General features: G+C 71.0%; 20 protein-coding genes. 10 read left to right on the plus strand and 10 right to left on the minus strand.

The window, feature by feature from the left end; genetic code table 11:
• Positions 1–95: 95 nt before the first annotated feature.
• Positions 96–4,136, plus strand: a complete 4,041-nt coding sequence (locus MJ604_RS21995; protein WP_243060856.1) for a choice-of-anchor X domain-containing protein — start codon at positions 96–98, stop codon at positions 4,134–4,136.
• Here MJ604_RS21995 and meaB read toward each other — a convergent pair.
• Both meaB and MJ604_RS22005 read right to left on the minus strand, forming a co-directional pair.
• On the minus strand, positions 4,126–5,091 hold the full coding sequence (gene meaB, locus MJ604_RS22000) for a methylmalonyl Co-A mutase-associated GTPase MeaB (protein ID WP_243060857.1): 966 nt from the start codon (positions 5,089–5,091) through the stop codon (positions 4,126–4,128). The two genes, MJ604_RS21995 and meaB, sit on opposite strands and share 11 nt — an antisense overlap.
• On the minus strand, positions 5,075–6,268 hold the full coding sequence (locus MJ604_RS22005) for an acetyl-CoA C-acetyltransferase (protein ID WP_243060858.1): 1,194 nt from the start codon (positions 6,266–6,268) through the stop codon (positions 5,075–5,077). The genes meaB and MJ604_RS22005 overlap by 17 nt, the downstream gene beginning before the upstream one ends.
• 137 nt (positions 6,269–6,405) lie before the next feature.
• Here MJ604_RS22005 and mce point away from each other — a divergent pair, with 137 nt between their 5' ends.
• The 4 genes from mce (at position 6,406) to MJ604_RS22025 (ending at position 10,762) form a co-directional block, all read left to right on the plus strand.
• Positions 6,406–6,861 (plus strand): methylmalonyl-CoA epimerase, encoded by a 456-nt coding sequence (mce, locus tag MJ604_RS22010; RefSeq protein WP_243060859.1) that lies wholly within the window; start codon positions 6,406–6,408, stop codon positions 6,859–6,861.
• Between the two features lie 83 nt (positions 6,862–6,944).
• Entirely contained in the window at positions 6,945–8,282 is a 1,338-nt protein-coding gene (gene ccrA / locus MJ604_RS22015; RefSeq protein ID WP_243060860.1) for a crotonyl-CoA carboxylase/reductase, read from the plus strand.
• A gap of 126 nt (positions 8,283–8,408) precedes the next feature.
• Positions 8,409–9,647 (plus strand): hypothetical protein, encoded by a 1,239-nt coding sequence (locus MJ604_RS22020; protein WP_243060861.1) that lies wholly within the window; start codon positions 8,409–8,411, stop codon positions 9,645–9,647.
• Entirely contained in the window at positions 9,644–10,762 is a 1,119-nt protein-coding gene (locus MJ604_RS22025) for an AI-2E family transporter (RefSeq protein ID WP_243060862.1), read from the plus strand. The genes MJ604_RS22020 and MJ604_RS22025 overlap by 4 nt, the downstream gene beginning before the upstream one ends.
• 3 nt (positions 10,763–10,765) lie before the next feature.
• On the opposite strand, the gene MJ604_RS22030 is transcribed toward MJ604_RS22025, so the two are convergent.
• Genes MJ604_RS22030 through MJ604_RS22040 form a run of 3 tightly spaced genes read right to left on the minus strand, consistent with a single transcriptional unit; the run spans position 10,766 to position 13,334 of the window.
• Positions 10,766–11,812 (minus strand): hypothetical protein, encoded by a 1,047-nt coding sequence (locus MJ604_RS22030; RefSeq protein WP_243060863.1) that lies wholly within the window; start codon positions 11,810–11,812, stop codon positions 10,766–10,768.
• Positions 11,805–12,317, minus strand: coding sequence for a SigE family RNA polymerase sigma factor (locus MJ604_RS22035; protein WP_243060864.1), 513 nt, complete (start codon positions 12,315–12,317; stop codon positions 11,805–11,807). Before MJ604_RS22035 ends, MJ604_RS22030 begins: the two co-directional genes overlap by 8 nt.
• A gap of 54 nt (positions 12,318–12,371) precedes the next feature.
• A complete protein-coding gene (locus MJ604_RS22040) occupies positions 12,372–13,334 on the minus strand; it encodes a DMT family transporter (protein ID WP_243060865.1) in 963 nt (320 codons plus the stop codon).
• Between the two features lie 48 nt (positions 13,335–13,382).
• On the opposite strand from MJ604_RS22040, the gene MJ604_RS22045 reads away from it, so the two are divergent.
• Positions 13,383–13,916, plus strand: coding sequence for a CGNR zinc finger domain-containing protein (locus tag MJ604_RS22045; protein ID WP_243060866.1), 534 nt, complete (start codon positions 13,383–13,385; stop codon positions 13,914–13,916).
• A gap of 88 nt (positions 13,917–14,004) precedes the next feature.
• Here the strand turns inward: MJ604_RS22045 and MJ604_RS22050 are convergent, their stop codons facing one another.
• From MJ604_RS22050 to MJ604_RS22065, 4 genes are all read right to left on the minus strand, one after another.
• Positions 14,005–14,787, minus strand: a complete 783-nt coding sequence (locus MJ604_RS22050) for an alpha/beta fold hydrolase (protein WP_243060867.1) — start codon at positions 14,785–14,787, stop codon at positions 14,005–14,007.
• Complete coding sequence (locus MJ604_RS22055; RefSeq protein ID WP_243060868.1) at positions 14,778–15,536, minus strand: endo alpha-1,4 polygalactosaminidase; 759 nt, start codon at positions 15,534–15,536, stop codon at positions 14,778–14,780. Before MJ604_RS22055 ends, MJ604_RS22050 begins: the two co-directional genes overlap by 10 nt.
• 9 nt (positions 15,537–15,545) lie before the next feature.
• Complete coding sequence (locus tag MJ604_RS22060; RefSeq protein ID WP_243060869.1) at positions 15,546–17,003, minus strand: MFS transporter; 1,458 nt, start codon at positions 17,001–17,003, stop codon at positions 15,546–15,548.
• A 353-nt stretch (positions 17,004–17,356) separates the two neighbouring features.
• Positions 17,357–19,156 carry a 3-hydroxyacyl-CoA dehydrogenase family protein gene (locus MJ604_RS22065; RefSeq protein WP_243060870.1) on the minus strand — a complete coding sequence of 600 codons (1,800 nt, stop codon included), beginning with the start codon at positions 19,154–19,156 and terminating at the stop codon, positions 17,357–17,359.
• 88 nt (positions 19,157–19,244) lie between these two features.
• Between MJ604_RS22065 and nucS the strand changes: the two genes are divergently transcribed.
• Both nucS and MJ604_RS22075 read left to right on the plus strand, forming a co-directional pair.
• The gene (gene nucS, locus MJ604_RS22070) at positions 19,245–19,922 is read left to right on the plus strand and encodes an endonuclease NucS (RefSeq protein ID WP_243060871.1); all 678 of its coding nucleotides are present in this window, start codon (positions 19,245–19,247) and stop codon (positions 19,920–19,922) included.
• 96 nt (positions 19,923–20,018) lie between these two features.
• A complete protein-coding gene (locus MJ604_RS22075) occupies positions 20,019–20,735 on the plus strand; it encodes a class I SAM-dependent methyltransferase (RefSeq protein ID WP_243060872.1) in 717 nt (238 codons plus the stop codon).
• A 3-nt stretch (positions 20,736–20,738) separates the two neighbouring features.
• On the opposite strand, the gene MJ604_RS22080 is transcribed toward MJ604_RS22075, so the two are convergent.
• Positions 20,739–21,413, minus strand: a complete 675-nt coding sequence (locus MJ604_RS22080; protein WP_243060873.1) for a helix-turn-helix transcriptional regulator — start codon at positions 21,411–21,413, stop codon at positions 20,739–20,741.
• 65 nt (positions 21,414–21,478) lie between these two features.
• Here MJ604_RS22080 and MJ604_RS22085 point away from each other — a divergent pair, with 65 nt between their 5' ends.
• Positions 21,479–21,931 carry a hypothetical protein gene (locus MJ604_RS22085; RefSeq protein WP_243060874.1) on the plus strand — a complete coding sequence of 151 codons (453 nt, stop codon included), beginning with the start codon at positions 21,479–21,481 and terminating at the stop codon, positions 21,929–21,931.
• A 4-nt stretch (positions 21,932–21,935) separates the two neighbouring features.
• Positions 21,936–22,250 carry a DUF952 domain-containing protein gene (locus tag MJ604_RS22090; protein ID WP_243060875.1) on the plus strand — a complete coding sequence of 105 codons (315 nt, stop codon included), beginning with the start codon at positions 21,936–21,938 and terminating at the stop codon, positions 22,248–22,250.
• The last annotated feature ends 64 nt before the right edge of the window (positions 22,251–22,314 follow it).

The following is a 22,314-nucleotide window of genomic DNA, read 5'->3' on the forward strand; positions in this document are numbered from 1 at the left end:
CGACACGCGGGGCCGGGTATCTGCCGACCCGGCCCCGCACTCCTCCCACCATCTGGCCCGTCGCTCGACGGGACTTCTCGGAGGAGGCACGACCCATGCGACGACCTTCCACGATCCGGCTCGTGGCGCTGGGGGCAGCGGCGCTGCTCGTAGCCACGACGGCCGCGGCCCACAGCGCTGTCGAGAACAGCGCGACGAACAACTACAGCGTCACCTACACGGCCGACGACGGGATCGCGCCGCTCACCGCGGCCGAGTTCCCGCAGGTCCAGGCACAACGCATCGCGAACGCGTACTCGAACACCAACGCGTCCGTCCCCGGCACTCCCAACGGCCTGCACAACGGCTACGCCGACCAGGGCTTCGACGCCCCGGACTTCGACGGCGCGGGCAGGCAGACGCTGGTGCTCGACTGCTCCACGATCGGGGGCTGCGACTCCGGCAACGCGCCGGCCGACCGCATCAACATGCCGGCCGCGATGTACCGGAGCGAGACCGAGGAGTGCCTGCGCCTCGTCGTGGGCCACGAGCTCTTCCACCACATCCAGTACGAGTCGATCGGCTTCGCGAACTGGTCGACCTGGGGCTCCGACCCGGTCGAGGGCACCGCGCGCGTCATGCAGGACAAGCTCTACAGCGACCTCGACGACGACGCGGGCTGCATCACCTACCTCTCCCAGGTCAACAACTACCTGGGCGACCCGAGCCGGACGCTGTGGGGCCTGTCGTACACGACCGCCCTGTTCTGGAACTACCTGATGGAGCGCCTTGGCAACGACCGGGCCGAGCCCGGAGTCGGCACCGACTTCATCCGCGAGTTCTGGCAGAACGCCGAGGACGCCGGGTCCAACCGCGACTTCCTCGGGACCCTGCGCACCACGATCTCGGACTTCGACTCGAACGCGACGCTCGAGGGCCTGTTCCACGAGTTCACGATCGCCAACTACACGAAGCTCATGGACCTCAGCCTCATCCCCGACGGCGCGAAGTTCCGCTACGTCGACGAGCAGCAGGCCGGCGCGACGCCGTACAACGACGTGCCGGTCACCAACGTCGGCACCATCCCGCCGAACGTCGGACCGACGGCGATCTCGGTCAACAGCTGGTCCGCGAAGTACCTGCGGGCCGACATCGGCGACTGCACCGGCGTCGCCGGCCTCGTCGTCGACGGTGACCGGGCAGGCGTCGCGCTGACCAGCCAGGGCAGCACCGGCGCCGTACAGCGGATCGACCGGTCCGTGGGCACCCACTTCGCCCGCGCGATCCTGGTCCGCACCCGCGCCGGCGGCGACAAGCGGATCACCCGCCTCGGCGCCGTCATCACGGGGCTGAACGACCCGGCCGACGTCGACTACCGCTTCGCCTGCGGCTCCTACGACCTCGCGATCAAGATGCCGACCCAGACCAACCAGGCGTTCGTGGGCACCAAGTCCGCGCCCAACCGGTTCCAGGTCCGGGTGCAGGTCCACGGGCCCAGCGAGCTCGGCACGCCGTCGGTCGAGGGGCTGCGCCCCGACGACTTCACGGTCGAGGTCGGCAACAAGGACGCCAACGTCGTCAGCGGGGCCTACGTCCAGGGCGAGTACTGGCTGACCGTGAAGGCACCCACGTTCGCTGCGGCCGACCCCGACGTGCAGGACCTGACCGTCCGCCTCGGCGACGTCAGCGCCTCCAACGCCCAGTCCGTGAGCTACCAGGTCCGGCACCTCGACCAGATGCTCACGATCGACCGCTCGGGCTCCATGCTCGACCCGGCCGCATCGCCCAAGATCGACGCCGCCCTCAACGCGGCCACGATCTACGTCGACGCCGCCCGCGCCGACGACAAGCTCGGCGTGGTCAGCTTCAGCGGCAACAACTCCGAGTCGGACGAGGACGCCACCCTCGACGCCCTGCTGTCCACGATGACCGGCGCCAACCGCGACACCGCGCGAGCCCAGATCCTCGGGCTGAACGCGGGCGGCATGACGAGCATCGGCGACGGCGTCTTCACGAGCGCCGCCGAGTTCCCGATCCGCGGCACCACCCTCGGTGAGGACCACATCGTGCTGCTCTCCGACGGCATGGAGAACGAGGGCCGCTTCTGGAACAACGTCCGCGCCGGAGTGATCGCCGCGGGCATCAAGGTCGACACCATCGCCCTCGGCCCGCTCACGGACCAGGCGCTGCTCCAGCAGATCGCCGACGACACCGGCGGCACGTACTACTACGTCGACGTCAACAGCGGCGTCAGCGCGAAGGTGATGAGCCGGGTGGCGGTCGGCGGCAACAGCCTCGCCAACACCCTCGCGAACGCGTACTTCTCGGCCGTCGAGAACGCCAACGAGCTCGAGCGCTTCTGGCAGGGCGGCACCAACCTCGGCGCGGGCGCCACCGTCACCCGGTCGATCACGCTGGACGAGGGCGGCATGACCGACGCCGTCGTCGGCGTGAACTGGCCCGGCACCTCGGACCCGCTCAAGGTGCGGCTCGAGGACCCGGACGGGAACGTCGTCACCGCTGGAGGCGGGGTCGAGGTCTCCAGGACCGACACCCACGTGGTCTACCGGATCCCCACGATGGCCAAGGGAACCTGGCTGCTGCGCGTCCAGAACCCGGGCAAGGCCACCGGCTGGGTCGGCATGGCCGCCGGCCAGCCCGGCAACGGGACGACGCTGTGGACCAGCGTCGGTGACACCCACGTGTTCCGGAAGGAGCCCGACGGCCACCGGTGGGGCGAGCGGATCCCGATCGTCGCCGGCCTGAACGACCGGAAGGGCGGGGTGCCCGACGGCCGCGTCTTCGCCGACGTCACCCACCCCGACGGCACCACCCTGCGGCTGCCGCTGCTCGACGACGGCAACCACGGCGACGGCTCGGCCGACGATGGTGTGTACGCCGGCGTCTACACGCGCACCACGGAGTTCTCCAAGCGCGGCGCCGACGACACGGCCCCGAAGCCGGACGGCTCCTACCAGGTGCAGGTCAGGGCGGCCGGCACGAACAACGTCGGCGCCGACTACCTCCGGCTCGACGGGCGCTCGTTCGCGCTCTTCGAGATCGGCGACCCGAACCCGGACGTCGACGGTGACGGCATGCCGAACCTCTACGAGGACTACCACCCGTGCCTGAAGGCCCAGGACCCGTCCGACGGCGGGACCGACCCGGACGGCGACGGCCTCGAGAGCAAGCGCGAGTGGGACGCGGGCACGGACCCGTGCTCCGTGGACACCGACCTCGGTGGTGAGCCGGACGGCTCGGAGCTCAAGCGTGGCGCGAACCCGTTCGACGCCACCGACGACGCGCTCCCGCGTCCCGAAGGGGCAGCCGTGATCGACCAGGTCGTCGACCACCTGCCGCGGCCGGCGTTCAAGCCGAGATCGCTGCTGATCCGCTACCCGGCGAGCCCGTCGTACGACAAGATCCGGCTGATGCGGGCCACCTCGGCGAGCGGTCCGTTCAAGCTGGCGAGGTCGTTCGACTCCACCGCGAAGGGCGGCCGGGTGCGCGACACCGGGCTGACGAACGACACGACGTACTACTACCAGGTCGTCGGGGTCGACTTCGCCGGCAACCGCTCGGTCCCGAGCCCGGTGTTCAGCGGGACACCGCGCAAGGAGCCGATGCCGCCGATCGGGTCGGTCCAGATCGACGAGGGCCGGACCTACACGGAGACCGCGGCCGTCAAGCTGGGCCTGCACGTCGACGACGGCGACGTCACCGAGGTGATGGTCTCCAACGACGGTGACTTCGACGGGGCGGCCTGGCAGCCGTTCACCGACACCCTGGCGTGGAACCTCGCGCCGGGCGCGGGTGGGTTCGCCACGGTCTTCGTGAAGTACCGCGACGCGGCCGGCAACGAGTCGAACGCCGTCACGGACGAGGTCGTGGTCCAGCCCGGACTGGTCTCCCTGTCCGGTGTCGTCGTGCCCGACAAGCTCCCGAAGGACAAGAAGCCGGACGGCATCTGGATGTGGGTCGTCGGGCACCCGGAGCTGCCGATCGTCCGGACGGACAAGACCGGGGCCTTCACCTTCACCGGCCTGCCCGGCGGGCAGACGTACGCCGTGGCCGGGCTGGGTGCGGGCTACCGGACCAAGAAGAAGGTGACGCTGGACCCGAGCACCGTGACGTCGGTGCCCGTGGTCAGTCGGTGAACGAGTCCAGCAGCGTGTCGGCGGCGGCGTAGGGGTCGGACTCCCCCGCCACCACGGCCGTGGCGAGCTCATCGAGCTCGCTGCGGCCGTGCACGTCGCCCCAGCGCTTGCGCAGCGCGGTCACCGCGATCGCCTCGATCTCGTCGCGGGCCCGGCGGGTACGCCGGCGGGCCAGCTCGCCCGAGGACTCGAGCCAGGCCCGGTGGTTCTCGATCTCGGCGACCACCTCGTCGAGTCCCTCGCCCTTCTGCGCGACCGTCTTGACGATCGGCGGCTTCCACGCCCCTTCGGGGGCTTGGGCGAGCGCGAGCATCGATCGCAGGTCGCGACGGACCTGGTCGGCGCCGTCGCGGTCGGCCTTGTTCACGACGTACAGGTCGCCGATCTCGAGGATGCCGGCCTTCGCGGCCTGGATCCCGTCGCCCATCCCCGGCGCGAGCAGCACCAGCGTGGTGTCGGCGAGCGCGGCGATCTCGACCTCGCTCTGCCCGACGCCCACGGTCTCGATGAGGACCACGTCGCAGCCGGCGGCGTCGAGCACGCGCAGCGCCTGCGGGGTCGTCCACGACAGGCCGCCGAGGTGCCCGCGCGAGGCCATCGAGCGGATGTACACGCCGGCGTCGGTCGCGTGGTCCTGCATGCGCACCCGGTCGCCGAGCAGCGCCCCGCCGGAGAACGGCGACGACGGGTCGACCGCGAGCACGCCGACCCGCTTGCCGGCGCGCCGCAGCTCGGTCACGAGCGCGCTCGTCGACGTCGACTTCCCGACGCCCGGGGACCCCGTGATGCCGATGACCTGCGCGTTGCCGGTGTGCGGCGCCAGCGCCGCCATCACCTCGCGCAGCAGCGGCGACTCGTCCTCGACGAGCGAGATCAGTCGGGCGACCGCCCGGGCCTCGCCGGCGCGAGCGCGCTCGACGAGGTCCGGGACGGAGACGTCACGTCGTGGGGACACGCACGATCAGGGCGTCGCCCTGCCCACCGCCGCCGCACAGCGCGGCGGCACCGACGCCACCGCCCCGGCGCTTGAGCTCGAGGGCGAGGTGCAGGACCACCCGGGTGCCGGACATGCCGACCGGGTGGCCGAGCGCGATCGCACCGCCGTTGACGTTCACGATGTCGGGGTTCAGGTCGAGCGCGCGGGCCGACTCGATGCCGACCGCGGCGAACGCCTCGTTGAACTCGACCAGGTCGAGGTCGGCGGGGGTGATCCCCTCCTTCTCGCAGGCCTTCTTCGTGGCGTTGGCCGGCTGCAGCTGCAGCGACGAGTCGGGGCCGGCGACCATGCCGTGCGCGCCGATCTCGGCGAGCCACTCGAGGCCGAGCTCCTCGGCCTTGGCCTTGCTCATCACCACAACCGCAGCAGCGCCGTCGGAGATCTGGGAGGCGGAACCGGCGGTGATCGTGCCGTCCTTGGCGAACGCCGGCGGCAGCTTGCCGAGCGACTCGGTGGTGGTGTCGCCACGCACACCCTCGTCGGCGGAGACCACGAGCGGGTCGCCCTTGCGCTGCGGGATCGTCACCGGGACGACCTCGTCGTCGAAGACGCCGTTCTTCCAGGCCTCGGCGGCCTTCTGGTGCGAGGCCGCGGCGAACGCGTCCTGCTCCTCGCGGGTCAGCTTCACGCCCTCGGCGTTGATCTGCTCGGTCAGCCCGCCCATGGCCTGCTTGGTGGCCTGGTCGTACAGGGCGTCGTACGCCATCGAGTCGACGAGCTTCACGTCGCCGAACTTGAAGCCCTCGCGCGACTTCGGCAGGAAGTGCGGGGCGTTGGTCATCGACTCCATGCCGCCGGCGACGACGATCTCGCACTCGCCGGCACGGATCAGCTGGTCGGCCATCGCGATGGAGTTCAGGCCCGACAGGCAGACCTTGTTGATGGTGATCGACGGCATGCTCCACGGCAGCCCACCGGCGATGCCGGCCGCGCGGGCCGGGTTCTGGCCGGCGCCGGCCAGGATCACCTGGCCCATGATCAGGTAGTCGACCTGCTCCGGCTGCACGCCGGCCTTGTCGAGCGCGCCCTTGATCGCGACCCCGCCGAGCTCGGCCGCCGACAGACTCTTGAGGCCCCCGAGAAGGCGGCCGATCGGGGTGCGCGCACCCGCGACGATGACGGACGTACCGGACATGGAATGCCTCCAGAGATGTGCCGAGGTAGATACGGGGTGGACCTCTCCCGACCTTACTTGTCACCCCGGGTACCGGCGAGGGTGGAACATGTCACACCGGGTCGCGGCCCTCGCCTCGTCGTACGACGATGTGCGCCATGAGCCCCCAGAATGAGCTGAGCGACGCCGCCCACCTGTTCACCGCCATCGACCACGTCGGCATCGCCGTCCCCGACCTGGACGCGGCGATCGCCTTCTACGAGGAGACCTACGGGATGCGCCTGGCGCACCAGGAGGTCAACGAGGAGCAGGGCGTGCGCGAGGCGATGATGGCCGTCGGCGACTCCGGCAGCCACATCCAGCTGCTCGCCCCGCTCGACGAGACCTCGACGATCGCGAAGTTCCTCGACCGCAGCGGCCCCGGCGTGCAGCAGATGGCGTACCGCGTCACCGACGTCGAGGCGGTCAGCGCGATCCTGCGCGAGCGCGGCATGCGGCTGCTGTACGACGAGCCGCGGCGGGGTACGTCGGACTCGCGGATCAACTTCATCCACCCCAAGGACGCCGGCGGCGTTCTCGTCGAGCTGGTGGAGCCGGCGGCTAACGTGCACTGAGGAACACGTCACACGTGGTGTTCAGGCGGGTTACCCGTGGGTAATCTCCCGCCAAACGCCCGACCCCATCCTCAGGAGCCGACGTGCAGCACATCCTCGAAGCGATCCAGTCCGGCGCCGCAGCCGGCGACGACTTCGCGAACCTCGAGATCCCCGACCACTACCGCGCGGCCACCGTCCACAAGGACGAGGTCGACATGTTCGAGGGGATCGCGAGCCGGGACAAGGATCCCCGCAAGTCCATCCACGTCGAGGACGTCGCGCTGCCCGAGCTCGGGCCGGGCGAGGCCCTCGTCGCCGTGATGGCCTCGGCCATCAACTACAACACCGTCTGGACCTCGATCTTCGAGCCGGTCTCGACGTTCGGCTTCCTGGAGCGGTACGGCAAGCTCTCGCCGCTCACCAAGCGGCACGACCTGCCGTACCACGTGGTCGGCTCCGACCTCGCCGGCGTGGTGCTGCGCACCGGGCCGGGCGTGACGAAGTGGAAGCCCGGCACCGAGGTCGTCGCGCACTGCCTGTCGGTCGAGCTCGAGGAGCCCGACGGCCACGACGACACGATGCTCGACCCGCAGCAGCGGATCTGGGGCTTCGAGACCAACTTCGGCGGCCTGGCCACGATCGCGCTGGTCAAGGCCAACCAGCTGATGCCCAAGCCCGCCCACCTCACGTGGGAGGAGGCCGCCTCCCCCGGCCTGGTGAACTGCACGGCGTACCGCCAGCTCGTCTCCAAGAACGGTGGCGACATGAAGCAGGGCGACAACGTCCTGATCTGGGGCGCCTCGGGCGGCCTCGGCGGCTTCGCCACGCAGTACGCCCTCAACGGCGGCGCCACCCCGGTGTGCGTCGTGTCGAACGAGGAGAAGGCCGCCATCGCCCGCTCGATGGGCGCGGAGCTGATCATCAACCGCTCCGAGGAGGACTACCGGTTCTGGAAGGACGAGCACACCCAGGACCCGAAGGAGTGGAAGCGCTTCGGCGCCAAGATTCGCGAGCTCACCGGCGGCGAGGACATCGACATCGTCTTCGAGCACCCGGGCCGCGAGACGTTCGGCGCGAGCGTGTACGTCACCCGGAAGGGTGGCACCATCACGACCTGCGCCTCGACCAGCGGCTACATGCACGAGTACGACAACCGCTACCTGTGGATGAACCTCAAGCGGATCATCTCCTCGCACTTCGCCAACTACCGCGAGTCGTGGGAGGCCAACCGCCTCATCGCCAAGGGCAAGATCCACCCGACCCTCTCGCGCACCTACTCCCTCGACGACGTCGGCCAGGCGGCCCTCGACGTCCACCACAACGCGCACCAGGGCAAGGTCGGCGTCCTCTGCCTGGCCCCCGAGGAGGGACTCGGCGTCCGCGACGAGGAGATGCGCGCGCAGCACCTCGACGCGATCAACCGTTTCCGCGGCGTCTGATCCCGCCCCACCCTCCCCATCGACCCCGGTTCGCGACAATTGTCGCGAGCCGGGGTGGGTTGTTCTCCGCCCATCGGCAAGACTGTCCCGGACGAGCCGATCGCGACCTAAAGGGGAAGCACCTTCATGACCGACCAGGGACTGTCCATCTTCGACGAGGAGCCGAACGCGGACGCGACCGCCGGCGCCGACGAGGACGCCACCCAGGTGATGCCCCAGGTCTCGCCTGAGAAGCCGGAGCCGGCCGCCGAGACCACCAAGCAGGCGCCGGTGATCCCGCCGCCCGCCCCCGCTGCCCCGCAGCAGGCTGCCCCGCAGCAGGCCGCTCCGCTCGCGCCGCAGCGTCCGACCAGCGGCGGCCAGCTCTCGTCGCCCGCCGGGTTCCCCGTGGTCCGCCGCGGCGGCTACGACAAGGACGCCGTCGACGCCCGCGTGCGCCAGCTCTCGACCGAGAAGGCCGGCCTCAGCAGCAGCCTCGGCGAGTCCGAGCGCCGCGTCCTCGAGCTCCAGGACCAGGTCACCCACCTCCAGGAGGACCTCGCCGAGCGGCAGAACCCGTCGTACGCCGGCCTCGGCGGCCGGGCGGCCGCGATGCTGCGCCTCGCCGAGGAGGAGGCCGCCGAGGTGCGCGAGAGCGCCCTGCAGGAGGCCAAGGAGATCCGCGAGCAGGCCAACCGCGACGCCCACGCAGCCCGCGTGGACGCCGCCCGCGAGGCCGAGGACATGCGCATGGTCCAGATCAAGGAGCTCGAGGAGAACCGCGCCCGCCTGCAGGCCGACGCCGAGACCGAGCGCGCCCGCTCGCGCACGGAGGCCGAGGACGTCGTCGCGTCGGCCAAGCGCGAGTCCGCCCAGATCCTGCTGGCCTCCGCCCAGGAGGCCAACGAGCTGCGCTCCGCCGCGAAGCGGGACGCCGAGCAGCAGCGCGCCGCCACCGACCGCGAGGTCCAGGAGGCCCGCCGGATGCTCGCGGTGGAGAAGGAGCGGCTGGCCAAGGAGGCCACCGACCACCACGCCGCGGCGATGATGGAGACCAAGCAGCTGATCGCGGAGGCCGAGGAGCGGGCCACCGCGTCCGAGACCCGGCTCCGCGAGGCGATCGCCCAGGCCGCCGAGCACCGCACCCACGCCGAGACCGAGGCCGAGGCCCTCCTCAGCCGCGCCCGCCGCGAGGCCGAGCAGATCGTCACGACGGCCCGCACGCAGGCCGAGGCGATCAACACGAGCGCGACCGCCGAGGCCGAGCGCGAGCTCGCCGCCGTGCGGGCCGAGGTCGACCGGATGACCAAGCGCCGCGACGCGATCACCGCCCAGCTGGCCTCACTCCGTGACGTGGTCGCCGGGTTCGGCGAGGACGACGAGTGACGGACGCCCCGGCGACCCAGGAGGACGAGCAGCCCGAGCCGGCGATCATGCCGGCCCCGGAGGACCTCGGCGAGCCGGGGCCCCCGCTCGACCACCGCGCGCCGTTCTACGTCGGCTTCATCGGCGGCCTCGGCCTCCTGACCGCGCTGTGGCTGGTCACGCAGGTGCAGGCGATCGGCCAGACCCTGATGCTGGTCGTGGTCGCGCTGTTCCTGGCCGCGGGCCTGAACCCGTCGGTCGAGTTCTTCGAGCGGCGCGGGATGCGCCGGTCGTACGCCGTGCTCACGGTGATCCTGGCGTTCCTGATCGCGATCACGCTGTTCGTGGTCGCGATCGCGCCGGTGATCGCCGACCAGGTGAAGGCGCTGACCGACAACGTCCCGCACTGGCTCGACGACCTCCAGAGCAACAGCCAGGTGCAGCGGCTCGACGACGAGTACGACGTCATCGACAAGGTCCAGGACTACGTCACGAACGGCGACTTCCTGAGCGCGATCTTCGGCGGTGCGGTCGGCATCGGCCTCGCCGTGCTGGGCGCGCTGTTCAACGGATTCATCATCATCGTGCTGACGCTGTACTTCCTCTCCTCGCTGGAGACCACGAAGTCCGGCCTCTACCGCCTCGCCCCCGCCTCGCGCCGCGACCGGGTCTCGAAGCTCGGCAACCGCATCGTGCGCAGCGTCGGCGGCTACGTCTCCGGCGCGTTCGTGGTGGCGATGTGCGCCGGCATCTCGTCGCTGATCTTCCTGTTCATCGCCGGGCTCGGTGAGTACGCCGTCGCGCTGGCCTTCGTGGTCGCCCTGCTCGACGTGATCCCGATGATCGGCGCCACCATCGGCGCGGTGATCGTCACCGCGATCGCGTTCGCCACCGACTGGAAGATCGGCGTCGCGTGCGTGATCTTCTACGTGATCTACCAGCAGGTCGAGAACTACGTGATCTACCCGCGGGTGATGTCGAAGTCCGTCGAGCTCCCGGGCGCGGCCACCGTGATCGCGGCGCTCGTCGGCGCCGCGCTCTTCGGTGTTGTCGGCGCGCTCCTTGCGATCCCGACCGCCGCGTCGATCCTGATGCTGATACGCGAGGTCTGGGTCAGACGGCAGGACGCTCGGTAGCCGTCAGCCGAGCACGCCGATGAAGTGCCCGAACCACGCGCCCTTGCCGCCCATCGGACCGTAGAGGGAGTACGGCAGCGCGCCGACCGCCCACGGCTCCACCATCTCCGGCGTCAGCCGGTGCATGCGCCAGAGCGAGTCGGTCACCGCCGGGCAGTTGAGGTCGACGACGTACTCGCGGGACCAGCCGTCGCCGCTGGCGGTGAGCGTCGCCCACTCCCCTCCTGAGGCGTTGAGGCAGTCACCGGTGAGCACGGGCGCCGACCGGATCGCGTCCTCGGTCGCAGCAGCCGCCTCGGCACCGAGCTCCTCGGCGGCGACCAGGCGGTAGTCGCCGCCCCCTTCGTCACGGTAGGCGCAGACGAGCAGGGAGTCGGCCGCCTTCAGGGCGCCGTCCTCCGCGGGCTCGACCCCCGGCGGCGCGTCCAGGCTGGGCGCGCACGGGCCCCCGACCGCGACCGAGTCGAGGATCTGCTGCCGCAACGCGGGGTCGTCGGTGGCCACGGTGACCGCGGTGCCGCCGACCTGAACGGTCTCTCGGGTGTAGCCGTTGCCGACGTCCGCCGTGCCGAGAGGGAGCTCCGAGCCGAGCCACACGTACGGCGCCTCCGGGTCGTGTCCCACGTCACCGCCCAGGCACACGTCGGACAGCGAGATCGGCCGCCCGACGTACCCGGTCATCGCTTCGCCGATGTCGCCGCAGAGGGCGAGCTCGTCGCCGATGCGGATCGGCGCCGTCCCCCAGCCCCAGTCGGCGGGCACGGCCACCTGGACGTCGTTCCAGTACTCGGTACGCCACCCGGCCGGCGTGGTCGCCGGGCTCTGGCTCGACGCAGGCGGGACCGTTCGGTTCGGTGCGTCCGTCTGCCCGGAGGCCACGACGACGACCGCGACCGCGGCCACGGCCGCAACCACGGCACCGACCGCGATCCGGGTGCCCCGGCGCGACCGCGCGGCAGCGCCGGCGCGGGCGGCGACCGGGACCGTCGTGTCGACCTCCTCCGCGTGCGCGCCGAGACTCTCCCGCACCATCCGCTCCAGGTCAGTCATCGCCGTCCTCCATCTGCAGCTCGGCTCGCATGGCCGCGAGCGCCCGGTGGACGTGGGAGCGGACCGTCGCCTGCGCGACGCCGAGGACGTCCGCGATCTCGGCGTACTCGAGGTCCTCGTAGTAGCGCAGCACCACCGCGGCACGCTGCTGCGGCGGCAGCGTGCCGCACACCCGCCAGACCGCGTCGCCGGTGGCGATGCCCTCGGCCGGGTCGGCGGTGGCCGCGTCGCGGACCTCCGCGACCGCCAGCTCACGCCGGCCGCTGCGCCGCCAGGCCGAGACGTGCGCGTTGACCACCATCCGGCGCACGTACGCGTCCGGGTCGCGAGTGCGGCGCACGCGCGACCACTTCTCGCACGCGCGGGTGAGCGCCGACTGGACCGCGTCCTCGGCCGCGAGCTGCGACCCGGTGACCAGGTAGGCGAACCGCATGAGCGCGGGCACCCGCGCCCCGACCCAGTCGTCGAACGACAGGTCGGACGCCGCGGCCCGTTCGTCGGTCACACCCACATCCATGCACGACACACGCCTGGGAGGGGCGATCTGTTGCAGCGGTTCCTAGGAAATCTCGGCCGGCGCCTCGACCGTGGCGGTCTCACCCAGCTTCACGCACACGACGCCGGCGAGGATCAGCAGGCCACCGAGCAGCTGGACCGGGAGCGGCAGCTGATCGAGCAGCAGCCAGGCGAACACCACGCTCGCGACCACCTCGAGCAGCGCCACGAACGACGCCAGCCGGGAGCCGAGGCGACGGATGCCGGCGATGCCGGTCGTATAGGGCAGCGCAGCCGTCACGACGCCGAGCAGGAGCAGCGGCACCCACCAGTCGACGGTGCGCCCGGCGTACTCCACGCTCGCCGTCGAGGTGTCCATCGGCATCAGGCCGACGAGCCCGAGGACGGCGAGCACCACGCCACCGGCGACCAGGCCACCGGCAGCGAGGGCCATCGGCGGGAGCCCGTTGTCCTCGTCGGCGGAGACGATGAAGTACGTCGCCGCGCCCACCATGGCCGCCAGCGCCCACAGGACGCCCGCCACGCTGAGGTCGGCGCCGGAGAGCAGGTCCAGCACCAGCACGAGGCCGAGCGCGGCGAGACCGGCGCCGACGAGCGTGACCGGGCCGGGGCGTTGGCCGTGCCGCAGCCACATCCACACGACGACCGCGGCCGGCGCGGTGTACTCGATGAGGATCGCCGGGCCGACCTGCATGTGCTGGACCGCGGAGAAGTAGCAGAACTGCGCGCCCGCGACCGCGACGGCTCCGAAGACCAGGATCAGCCGCAGGTTGCGACGGACCGCGTCCCAGCGCCCGCGCAGCGAGGCGATCCCGAACGGGAGCACCACGAGCGCGGCGATGCCGACGCGGATCAGCACGATCGACCCGGCGCTCCAGCCGGCCTGCAGCAGCGGCGAGGCGAGCGAGCCGGAGAGACCGAACGAGACGGCAGACAGGACGGCGAAGCCCAGCCCGCTCGCGAGCCGCGAACCGGACGCGACGATCATCTCATCGTCATGAGCCATTGTCGTCATGACACATGACACTAGGCGTGAGCCGTGTAACCTGTCAACGTGGTCTTCACTCATGACACCGAGGTCTCACTGCAGGCGGCTGCCGTCCTGGCCAACTCCGGCCTCGAGCCCGACACGCTCACGTCGATCGAGGACCTCGACGCGTTCTACGAGGAGTTCGAGTTCACCGGGCGCCGCGACGGCGACGAGGCCGAGCTGGACGCGGTCCGCGCGATCCGCGACGACCTCTACCTGCTGCTGACCGCGAACCGCGACGAGGCGGTGTCGATGGTGAACACGATGCTCGCCGAGGCGGGGGCCATCCCCCAGCTCGTGCGCCATGACCAGTGGGACTGGCACCTGCACGCGGTCGGCCCCGAGCGCGACCTGCCGACCCGGATCGCGGTCGAGGTCGCGATGGCGATGATCGACGTGATCCGCGCCGACGAGATGAGCCGGCTCGGCGTCTGCGCCGACGACACCTGCCGCGGGGTCGTGCTCGACCTGTCCCGCAACCGGTCCAAGCGGTTCTGCTCGACCGCGTGCGGCAACCGGAACGCCGTGGCGGCGTACCGACGCCGGAAGTCGGGCTAGACGGGCGAGTCTCGATACGCCGGCCGCGACCTCCTACGCCGGCCGCCCGGCAGCTCGACCCAGCGCGTTCTTCTCAGCCATCGCAGGCTCAGGCCGAGCGCCCGAGGAAGCGCCGCAGCACCTCGGTGAAGATCTGCGGCTCCTCGGAGTGCACCCAGTGCCCGGCGCCCTTGATCGTGATCCGCCGGACCTTCGGGAACCAGCGCGACATCGCCTCGGCGTGCTCGTCCTGGACGTACGCCGACTTCTCCCCCGCGATCCACAGCGTGCTGCCGTCGTACGGCGCGGTGCCCGCGAGCGCGTCCTCCGGCCAGCCGCCGAGCGAGGCGAGGTCGCGGCCGAGCACCTCGAGGTTGGGCTGCCACGACCAGCCGTCGTCGGTGCGCCGGAGGTTCTGCAGCAGGAAGCTGCGCACGGTCCGGCTCGGCACCGCCGGCTCCAGCGCGGCGTCGGCGTCGCCCCGGCTCTCGAGGGCCGACAGGTCGAGCGCCAGCATCGCCTCGATGTAGCCGGCGAACTCGCTGCGCGACTCGTAGTCGACGGGCGCGACGTCCACCACGCAGAGCCGCTCGACCAGCTCGGGGTGGCGCAGCGCCAGCACCATCGCGGCCTTGCCGCCCATCGAGTGGCCGACCAGCGCCACCGGGTCGTCAGCGGAGAACAGCTCGGCGACCCGGTCCGCGACGTCGACGTAGTCGAAGTGGTCGGGCCACTCGGACTTCCCGTGGTGCGGCATGTCGACGAGCAGGACGCGGTGGTCCTCGGCGACCGACTTCGCGATCGTGGTCCAGTTCTTGCCCTGCCCGAACAGCCCGTGACAGAAGACGACCAGCGGCCCGCTCTCCCCCAGGGTCGTGGTGTTCAGCACCACCGGCGTACCCCCGTCGGCGTGAGGTCACGGTCGCGCAGGACGACCGGCAGCAGGTCGCCGACGTGGGCGCAGGCCCACTCGAAGTCCCGGGCGCGGTACTCGATCGAGAGCACCTGGTCGCCGAAGTCGTCGGTGTACGCGTCGCACTCGTGGTACCGCCCGCACTCCTCGGCGACCACGAAGTCGAAGCCGATGCTGGTGCCGTCGTACCCGGCGAGGTTCTTCTGGCCGGCGTCGAGACCCGCGTCGTGCGCGACGCGGACCAGTCGCTCGGCGTAGGCGAGGTTGTGCGAGCGCTTCAGCAGGCCGTGGCTGCGCGTGAACGAGTCGAGATTGTCGAACTCCACGGCGTCGAAGCCGTCGGTGGCGCACCGGTCGATCCAGCGGCCGACGATGCGGGCCAGCTGGCGCCGCTTGGCGTTCGTGCGGGTGTCGAGCAGCCACTCGCCCCAGCCCTCGTCGACGACCGGCTTGCCGTGGTCCTTGAGCACCAGCTTCCAGTGCTTTCGCCACAGCGAGCGCTCGCCGGGCTGGGTCTGGAACCCGTTGACGTAGCAGACGTTGTAGCGCCCGGCCGCGGGCTCGGCCTCCCGGTCGCGCACCACGATGCCGACGTTGTCGGGCACCGAGCGGTTCCCGCCGAGCTGGTAGTCGACGTCGGTGCCGGTCGGGATCTCGGCGTACGCCGGAGCCGCGCCTCCCGCCAGGACCAGTGCCGTGAGCAGGGCTGCCGCGCGACGACGAATCATGGTGCCAGCCTAGGCGGGGGCCGGCTCCGACTCCTCGGCGGTCAGGGGCTGGGCGATGCTCTCGAGCGACTTGCCCTCCGCCTTCACCCCGAAGATCGCCTCGACCACGCCGGCCGCGATCATCAGGGCGGCGCCGATGAAGTAGCCCAGCGCGATCCCGGTGATGTCGCCGCTGGCCGAGGCCCGGTCGATGAGCCAGCCGAACAGCAGCGGACCGCTGATGCCGCCCGCCGCGGTGCCGATCGCGTAGAAGAACGCGATGCACAGCGCACGGGTCTCCATCGGGAAGATCTCGCTGGCCGTGAGGTACGCCGCGCTCGCGCCGGCGGAGGCGAAGAAGAAGATCACGGCACCCAGGACCGTCAGCGACACCGCGGTCACCGAGCCGAGCAGGAACCCGGTCACGCCGAGCAGCGCGCCGGAGAACACGTAGGTGAACGTGATCATCCGGACCCGCCCGATCTTGTCGAACAGCGGGCTGAGCAGCAGGGCGCCGGCGAAGTTGCTGAGCGCGAAGATCGCGAGGTACCAGCCGGTCTGCTTCACCCCGAGGAACGTGGTGAGGGTGTCGCCGTACGTGAAGAAGAAGGCGTTGTAGAGGAACGCCTGGCCGACGAAGAGCGAGAAGCACAGGATCGTGCGGCGCGGGTAGAGCGTGAACACGGTGCGCGCGATCATCGTCAGCGGGATCGTCTTGCGCTGCCGGATGGTGAGGGTCTCCGTGGCCTCCGGAAGGTCCTCGCCGGTCTCCTCGACGACCGTCTTCTCGATGTCGACGACGACCCTCTCGGCCTCGTCCTCGCGACCGTGGATGAAGAGCCAGCGCGGGCTCTCCGGCACGTGCCGGCGGACCAGCAGGATGCCGATGGCGAGAACGGCACCGAGGCCGAACGCGAGCCGCCAGCCCCACTCCGGGTTGATCACCGTCGGGTCGAGGAGCGGGATCGTCAGCAGCGAGCCGGCCGCCGCGCCGATCCAGAACGAGCCGTTGATGCTGACGTCGACGCGGCCCCGGTACTTGGCGGGGATCAGCTCGTCGATGGCGGAATTGATGGCGGCGTACTCACCGCCGATGCCCATGCCGGTCAGGAAGCGGGCGCCGAAGTACCACGCGGGGTTCATCGAGAACGCCGTGAGCACGGTGGCCACCGTGTAGACGCCGAGCGTGATCAGGAACAGCTTCTTGCGCCCGAACAGGTCGGTGAGCTGGCCGAAGAAGAGCGCGCCGATGCACGCGCCAGCGACGTAGACCGCTCCGGCGAAGCCGATGTCCCAGCTGCTCAGGCCGAGGCCGGTGGTCGGGTCCTTGAGCGCCTCCGACATCGAGCCGACGATCGTCACCTCGAGGCCGTCGAGGATCCACACCGTGCCGAGGCCGATCACGATCATCCAGTGCCACCGCGCCCAGGGCAGCCGGTCGAGCCGGGCCGGAATGTCGGTGGTGATGCGTCCCGTTTCAACTCCCATGGCGGGTGCGGTACCCGGCGGGGACGGGCGTCACGCCCTAGCGGTCACGCTCCCGCTCCTGGGCGCGGCGACCGGCCCTGCGAGCCAGCAGCAGCACGGCGGCGAGGGATGCGAGCGCGAGGAGGAGGAGCCAGCTACCCATGCCGTCAGCGTAGACCCGGTCAGGACGGCCGGCCGAGCACTCCGCCCTGGGCGAGCATGAACACCGTCGCCTCGTTGGTGTCCGGTCGGCCGGTCACCACTCGTCGCAGTTTCACCATGTGATGGTGCCGAACCTGCACTTCTCATGGCGTGCAGACCATGTGAAGTGCAGGTTCGCCTACCTACCATGGTGAAGCTGCGGCGCCCGGCGCTCAGCGAGCCGAGTAGTCCCGGAAGCCGCGCTTGGTCTTGCGGCCGAGGTAGCCGGCGTTCACCAGGTGCTCCAGCAGCGGGGCCGGGGCGAAGCCGGGCTCGCGGAACTCCAGGTAGAGCTCGCGCTGGATGGCCAGCGAGACGTCGTTGCCCACCACGTCGAGGAGCTCGAACGGGCCCATCGGCAGGGCACAGCCGAGCTTCATCGCGGTGTCGATGTCGTCGGCGGTCGCGTAGTGCGCCTCCAGCATCCGCACGGCGTCGTTGAGGTACGGGAACAGCAGCGCGTTCACGATGAACCCGGCCCGGTCGCCGCACGAGACGGCCACCTTGCCGACCTTGTCGCACAGCGCACGCGTCGTCTCGGTGACGTCGTCGGAGGTGACGACCGTCGAGACGACCTCGACGAGCTTCATCACCGGCGCGGGGTTGAAGAAGTGCATGCCGATGACGTCCTGCGGACGGGACGTCGCCTGCGCACAGGCGATGATCGGCAGGCTCGAGGTGGTGGTCGCGAGGATCGCGCCCGGCTTGCAGATCTCGTCGAGGTTCTCGAACAGCGTGGTCTTGATCGCGAGGTCCTCGGCGATCGCCTCGACCACGATGTCCACGGTGGCCAGGTCGTCGAGCGAGGTCGACCCGGTGATCCGGGCGAGCACCTCGGCCTTGGCCTCCTCGGTCGCCCGGCCGCGCTGGATCTGCTTGTCGAAGTTCTTCGTCACCATGGCGACGACCCCGTCGACCTTGTCCTGGCCCCGGCCGACCACGAGCACGTCGTACCCGCTCTTGGCGAAGACCTCGACGATGCCGCTGGCCATGGTGCCGGTGCCGACCACGCCGACCTGCTGGATGTCGTGGCGCAGCTGCGGCTTCGCGTCGGCGGACGGGGTCTGGTCGTCGGCGACCACGACCGGGCTGTCCGGCGCCTCGTAGGTGTAGAAGCCCCGGCCGGTCTTCCGCCCGAGCCAGCCGGCGGTGACCATCTGCTTGAGGATCGGGGACGGCGCGTGCAGGCGGTCGCGGCCCTGGCGGTACATCGTCTCGAGGATCGTGTACGCCGTGTCGAGCCCGATCAGGTCGAGCAGCGCGAGCGGGCCCATCGGGTAGCCGCAGCCGAAGCGCATCGCCGCGTCGATGTCCTCGCGGCTGGCGTAGCGGCCCTCGTACATCGAGACCGCGTGGTTGAGGTAGCCGAACAGCAGCGTGTTCGCGATGAAGCCGGCCTTGTCGCCGCAGACGACGGGGTTCTTGCCGACCGCCTCGACCAGCGCCTTCACCTCGGTGAGGACCTGCTCCTCGGTGACGACGGTGCGCACGATCTCCACGAGGTCCTGCACCGGCGCGGGGTTGAAGAAGTGGACCCCGATGACGCGGCCGGGCCGCGAGTTCGCGGTCGAGATGTCGGTGACCGACAGGCTCGAGGTGTTCGTGGCGAGCACCGCGTCCTGCGAGACGATCCCGTCCAGCTCACGGAACAGCGTCTTCTTGGTCTCCAGCGACTCGACCACCGCCTCGACGACCAGGTCGGCGTCGGAGAGGTCCTTGAGCGAGGTCGACAGCGTGATCCGGCCGAGCAGCTCGGACTTCTCCGCCTCGGTCAGCTTCTCCCGCCGTACGGCGCGCGCGGTCGAGTGCTCGAGGTACTCGCGGCCACGGGCGAGCCCCTCCTCGTCCTTCTCGACGCCGACGACGGCGTACCCGTTGCGGGCGAAGACCTCGGCGATGCCGGCCCCCATGGTGCCCAGGCCGATCACTCCGATGGTCGAGAACGTGCGCGGTTCGTTCGTCGAGGTCGTCATGCCGGGCATCGTGGCACGGGACCGCCGACCTGACTATGAACTAGTTCACTCGCGAGTAACTTATTCGCAGCAGGTAGATTGCCGCCCCGTGAGACTCGTCGTCGCCCAGTGCCAGATCGACTACGCCGGGCGGCTGACCGCCCACCTGCCGATGGCCACCCGGGTCCTGATGATCAAGGCCGACGGCTCGGTGCTCGTGCACTCCGACGGCGGCTCGTACAAGCCGCTGAACTGGATGTCACCACCGTGCACCCTGCGCGAGGGCACCAACGACGACGGCCACCTCGAGTGGACCGTCACCAACCCCAAGACCGACGACACGCTGCGGATCCTCCTCACCGAGGTCATCAGCGACTCCAGCCACGACCTCGGCGTCGACCCGGGCCTGCAGAAGGACGGCGTCGAGAAGCACCTCCAGGAGCTGCTCGCCGACCACCCCGCCACGCTCGCGCCCGGACTGACGCTGGTGCGGCGCGAGTACCCGACCGCGATCGGCCCGGTCGACCTGATGTGCAAGGACGCCGACGGCGCCTCGGTCGCGGTGGAGATCAAGCGCCGCGGCGAGATCGACGGCGTCGAGCAGCTCACCCGCTACCTCGAGCTGCTCAACCGCGATCCCCTGCTCGCCCCGGTGCGCGGCATCTTCGCCGCCCAGGAGATCAAGCCGCAGGCCCGCGTGCTCGCCACCGACCGCGGGATCGCCTGCGCGGTCGTCGACTACGACGCGCTGCGCGGCCTCGACGACCCCTCGCACCGACTGTTCTGACCGGGTCGTCCGCCTCTCGACTGGCGGCAGGCCCTTCTCAGGCGGACGACCCGAAACTCGGTCGCGCCGGCGCCACCCAGCGACCACGCTGGCGGCATGCAGACCAACTACTTCGACGGTGACGTCGCGGTCGGGTACGACGCCGGCGTGGCCGCGATGTTCGCCCCGAACGTCCTCGGGCCCACGATCGACGTCCTCGCCGAGCTCGCCGACGGGCAGGCGGCACTCGAGCTGGCGATCGGGACCGGCCGGGTCGCGCTGCCGCTGAGCGAGCGCGGCGTGCACCTGCACGGCATCGAGCTGTCGGAGGCGATGGTCGACCAGCTGCGCGCCAAGCCCGGCGCCGAGCGGATCGACGTCGCGATCGGCGACATGGCCACGACCCGGGTCGACGGCAGGTTCGGCCTCGTGTTCCTGGTGTTCAACACGATCGGCAACGTCACCGCCCAGGACGGCCAGGTCGCGGTGTTCGAGAACGCCGCGGCACACCTCCAGCCCGGCGGCCGCTTCGTGGTCGAGGTCGGGGTCCCGCACCTGCACGACCGGTTCGACGTCTTCAACCACACCGACGAGCACGTGGGCATCGACGAGTACGACGCCGCCACCCAGCGCTCGTGGTCGCACCACTACAGCTCGGCCGACGGCGAGACCTACCACCGTCGCTCGATCCCGTTCCGCAAGGTCTGGCCGGCCGAGCTCGACCTGATGGCGCGCATCGCCGGCATGCGCCTCGAGAACCGCTGGTCCGACTGGGACCGCACCCCGTTCACGAACGAGTCCACCAAGCACGTGAGCGTGTGGCGCAAGGCCTGATCGTCAGACCACGCAGCCCAGCGCCTCCAGGCCCGCGCGGCCGGCGTCGGTGAGCCGGAGCGCGCGCGAGTCGGCGGCGCGGCGCACGAACCACGCGCGCTCGACGAGCGAGCCGGTGATCGCCGCGGCCAGCGCACCGGCGAGGTGCGGGCGGCGTTCCGTCCAGTCCAGGCACGGGCGGGCGAAAGCGCGCCGCTGCGCCCGCGCCGCCTCCACGTCGACGCCCCAGGACCCGAGCCCGGCAGCGCCGGCGGGCGTCACGTCGTACGCCGGGGTCAGCCAGTCCCCCGCCAGCAGCGCGTCGTGGAGCGCCACCCCGCACACCCCCGCGAGGTGGTCGTAGCAGGTGCGCGCGTGGCCGAGCGCCCGCGCGTGGCCGGACTGACGGAGCGACGCGACCGGCCGCGGCGGCGCGACGTGCGAGAGCGCCTCGAGTGCCGCACCGACGTCCGGACCGGCGATCCGGTAGTAGCGGTGCCTCCCCTGCGCGACGACCTCCACGAGCCCGCCGTCCAGCAGTCGGGCCAGGTGCTCGCTGGCCGTCGACCGCCCCACGCCCGCGACACGTGCGAGCTCGCCCGCGGCCAGGGCGCGGCCACCCATGAGCGCGTCGAGCATCCGCGCCCGGCTCGGGTCGCCGATCAGCGCGCCGGCCGCGGCGAGGTCGGTGTCGTGCACCCGGCGAGGCTACGCCGCCGACGCTTCGGCCGGCGCCGAAGCGTCCGCCCCCTAGCGTCCGGCCCATGGAGAACCCCGGAGCCCAGGTCGAGACCGCCGTCGAGCACTGCCTGGAGGTCGCTGCGAGCTGGCTGGCGTGGGACGGGCGCCCCACGGTCAGCGAGGACGGCGAGCGGATCTACACCCCGCACAAGGCGGTACGCCGGATCGCCGACCACCTCGTCGACCACCTCGCGGAGGTCGAGGCGCTGCTGGCCGGCGCTCCCACGGAGCCGGACCGCTGGCACGCCAGCCTGGTGACCGTCGACGCCGACTGGGCGCGTTTCACCGAGCTCGACCTCGACGAGGCGCGGCAGCGGCTGCGCCGGCTGGGCCGGACCTTCGCCCTCCGGCTCGCTGCCGCCGGGCCGGGCGAGTGGGACGTGCCGCGCGGGGACAACTGGTCGCTGCTGGAGATCGCCGATCACCTCACCGGCATCCGCTGGTACGCCGACCAGGTCGGCGTACTGCCACGATGAGCGCATGCGGATCTTCCACATCGCCACGCTCGCCGACTGGAACGAGGCGCAGCGAAGCGGCGCCTACACGACCTCGACCCGCGGGGTCACGCTCGAGCAGGAGGGCTACATCCACGCCAGCCGGGCCGACCAGTGGGAGGCCGTGCGGTCGGCCTACTACGCCGACGTCACCGAACCCCTCGTGCTGCTGGAGATCGACACCGACCTGCTCGACGTGCCCGTCGTCGAGGAGGTGCCGGCGCCGGGGATGACCGAGACCTTCCCCCACGTGTACGGCGCGATCGCGCCGGCGGCCGTCGTCGGCGTCGAGGCCCTCTAGATGTACCCGGCCGGGACGTTGGTAGCGGTCCTGGTCATTGACGTGAAAGAGAACCCCCGGGTGG

The organism is Nocardioides sp. SR21 (assembly GCF_022761125.1).
Lineage (GTDB): Bacteria > Actinomycetota > Actinomycetes > Propionibacteriales > Nocardioidaceae > Nocardioides.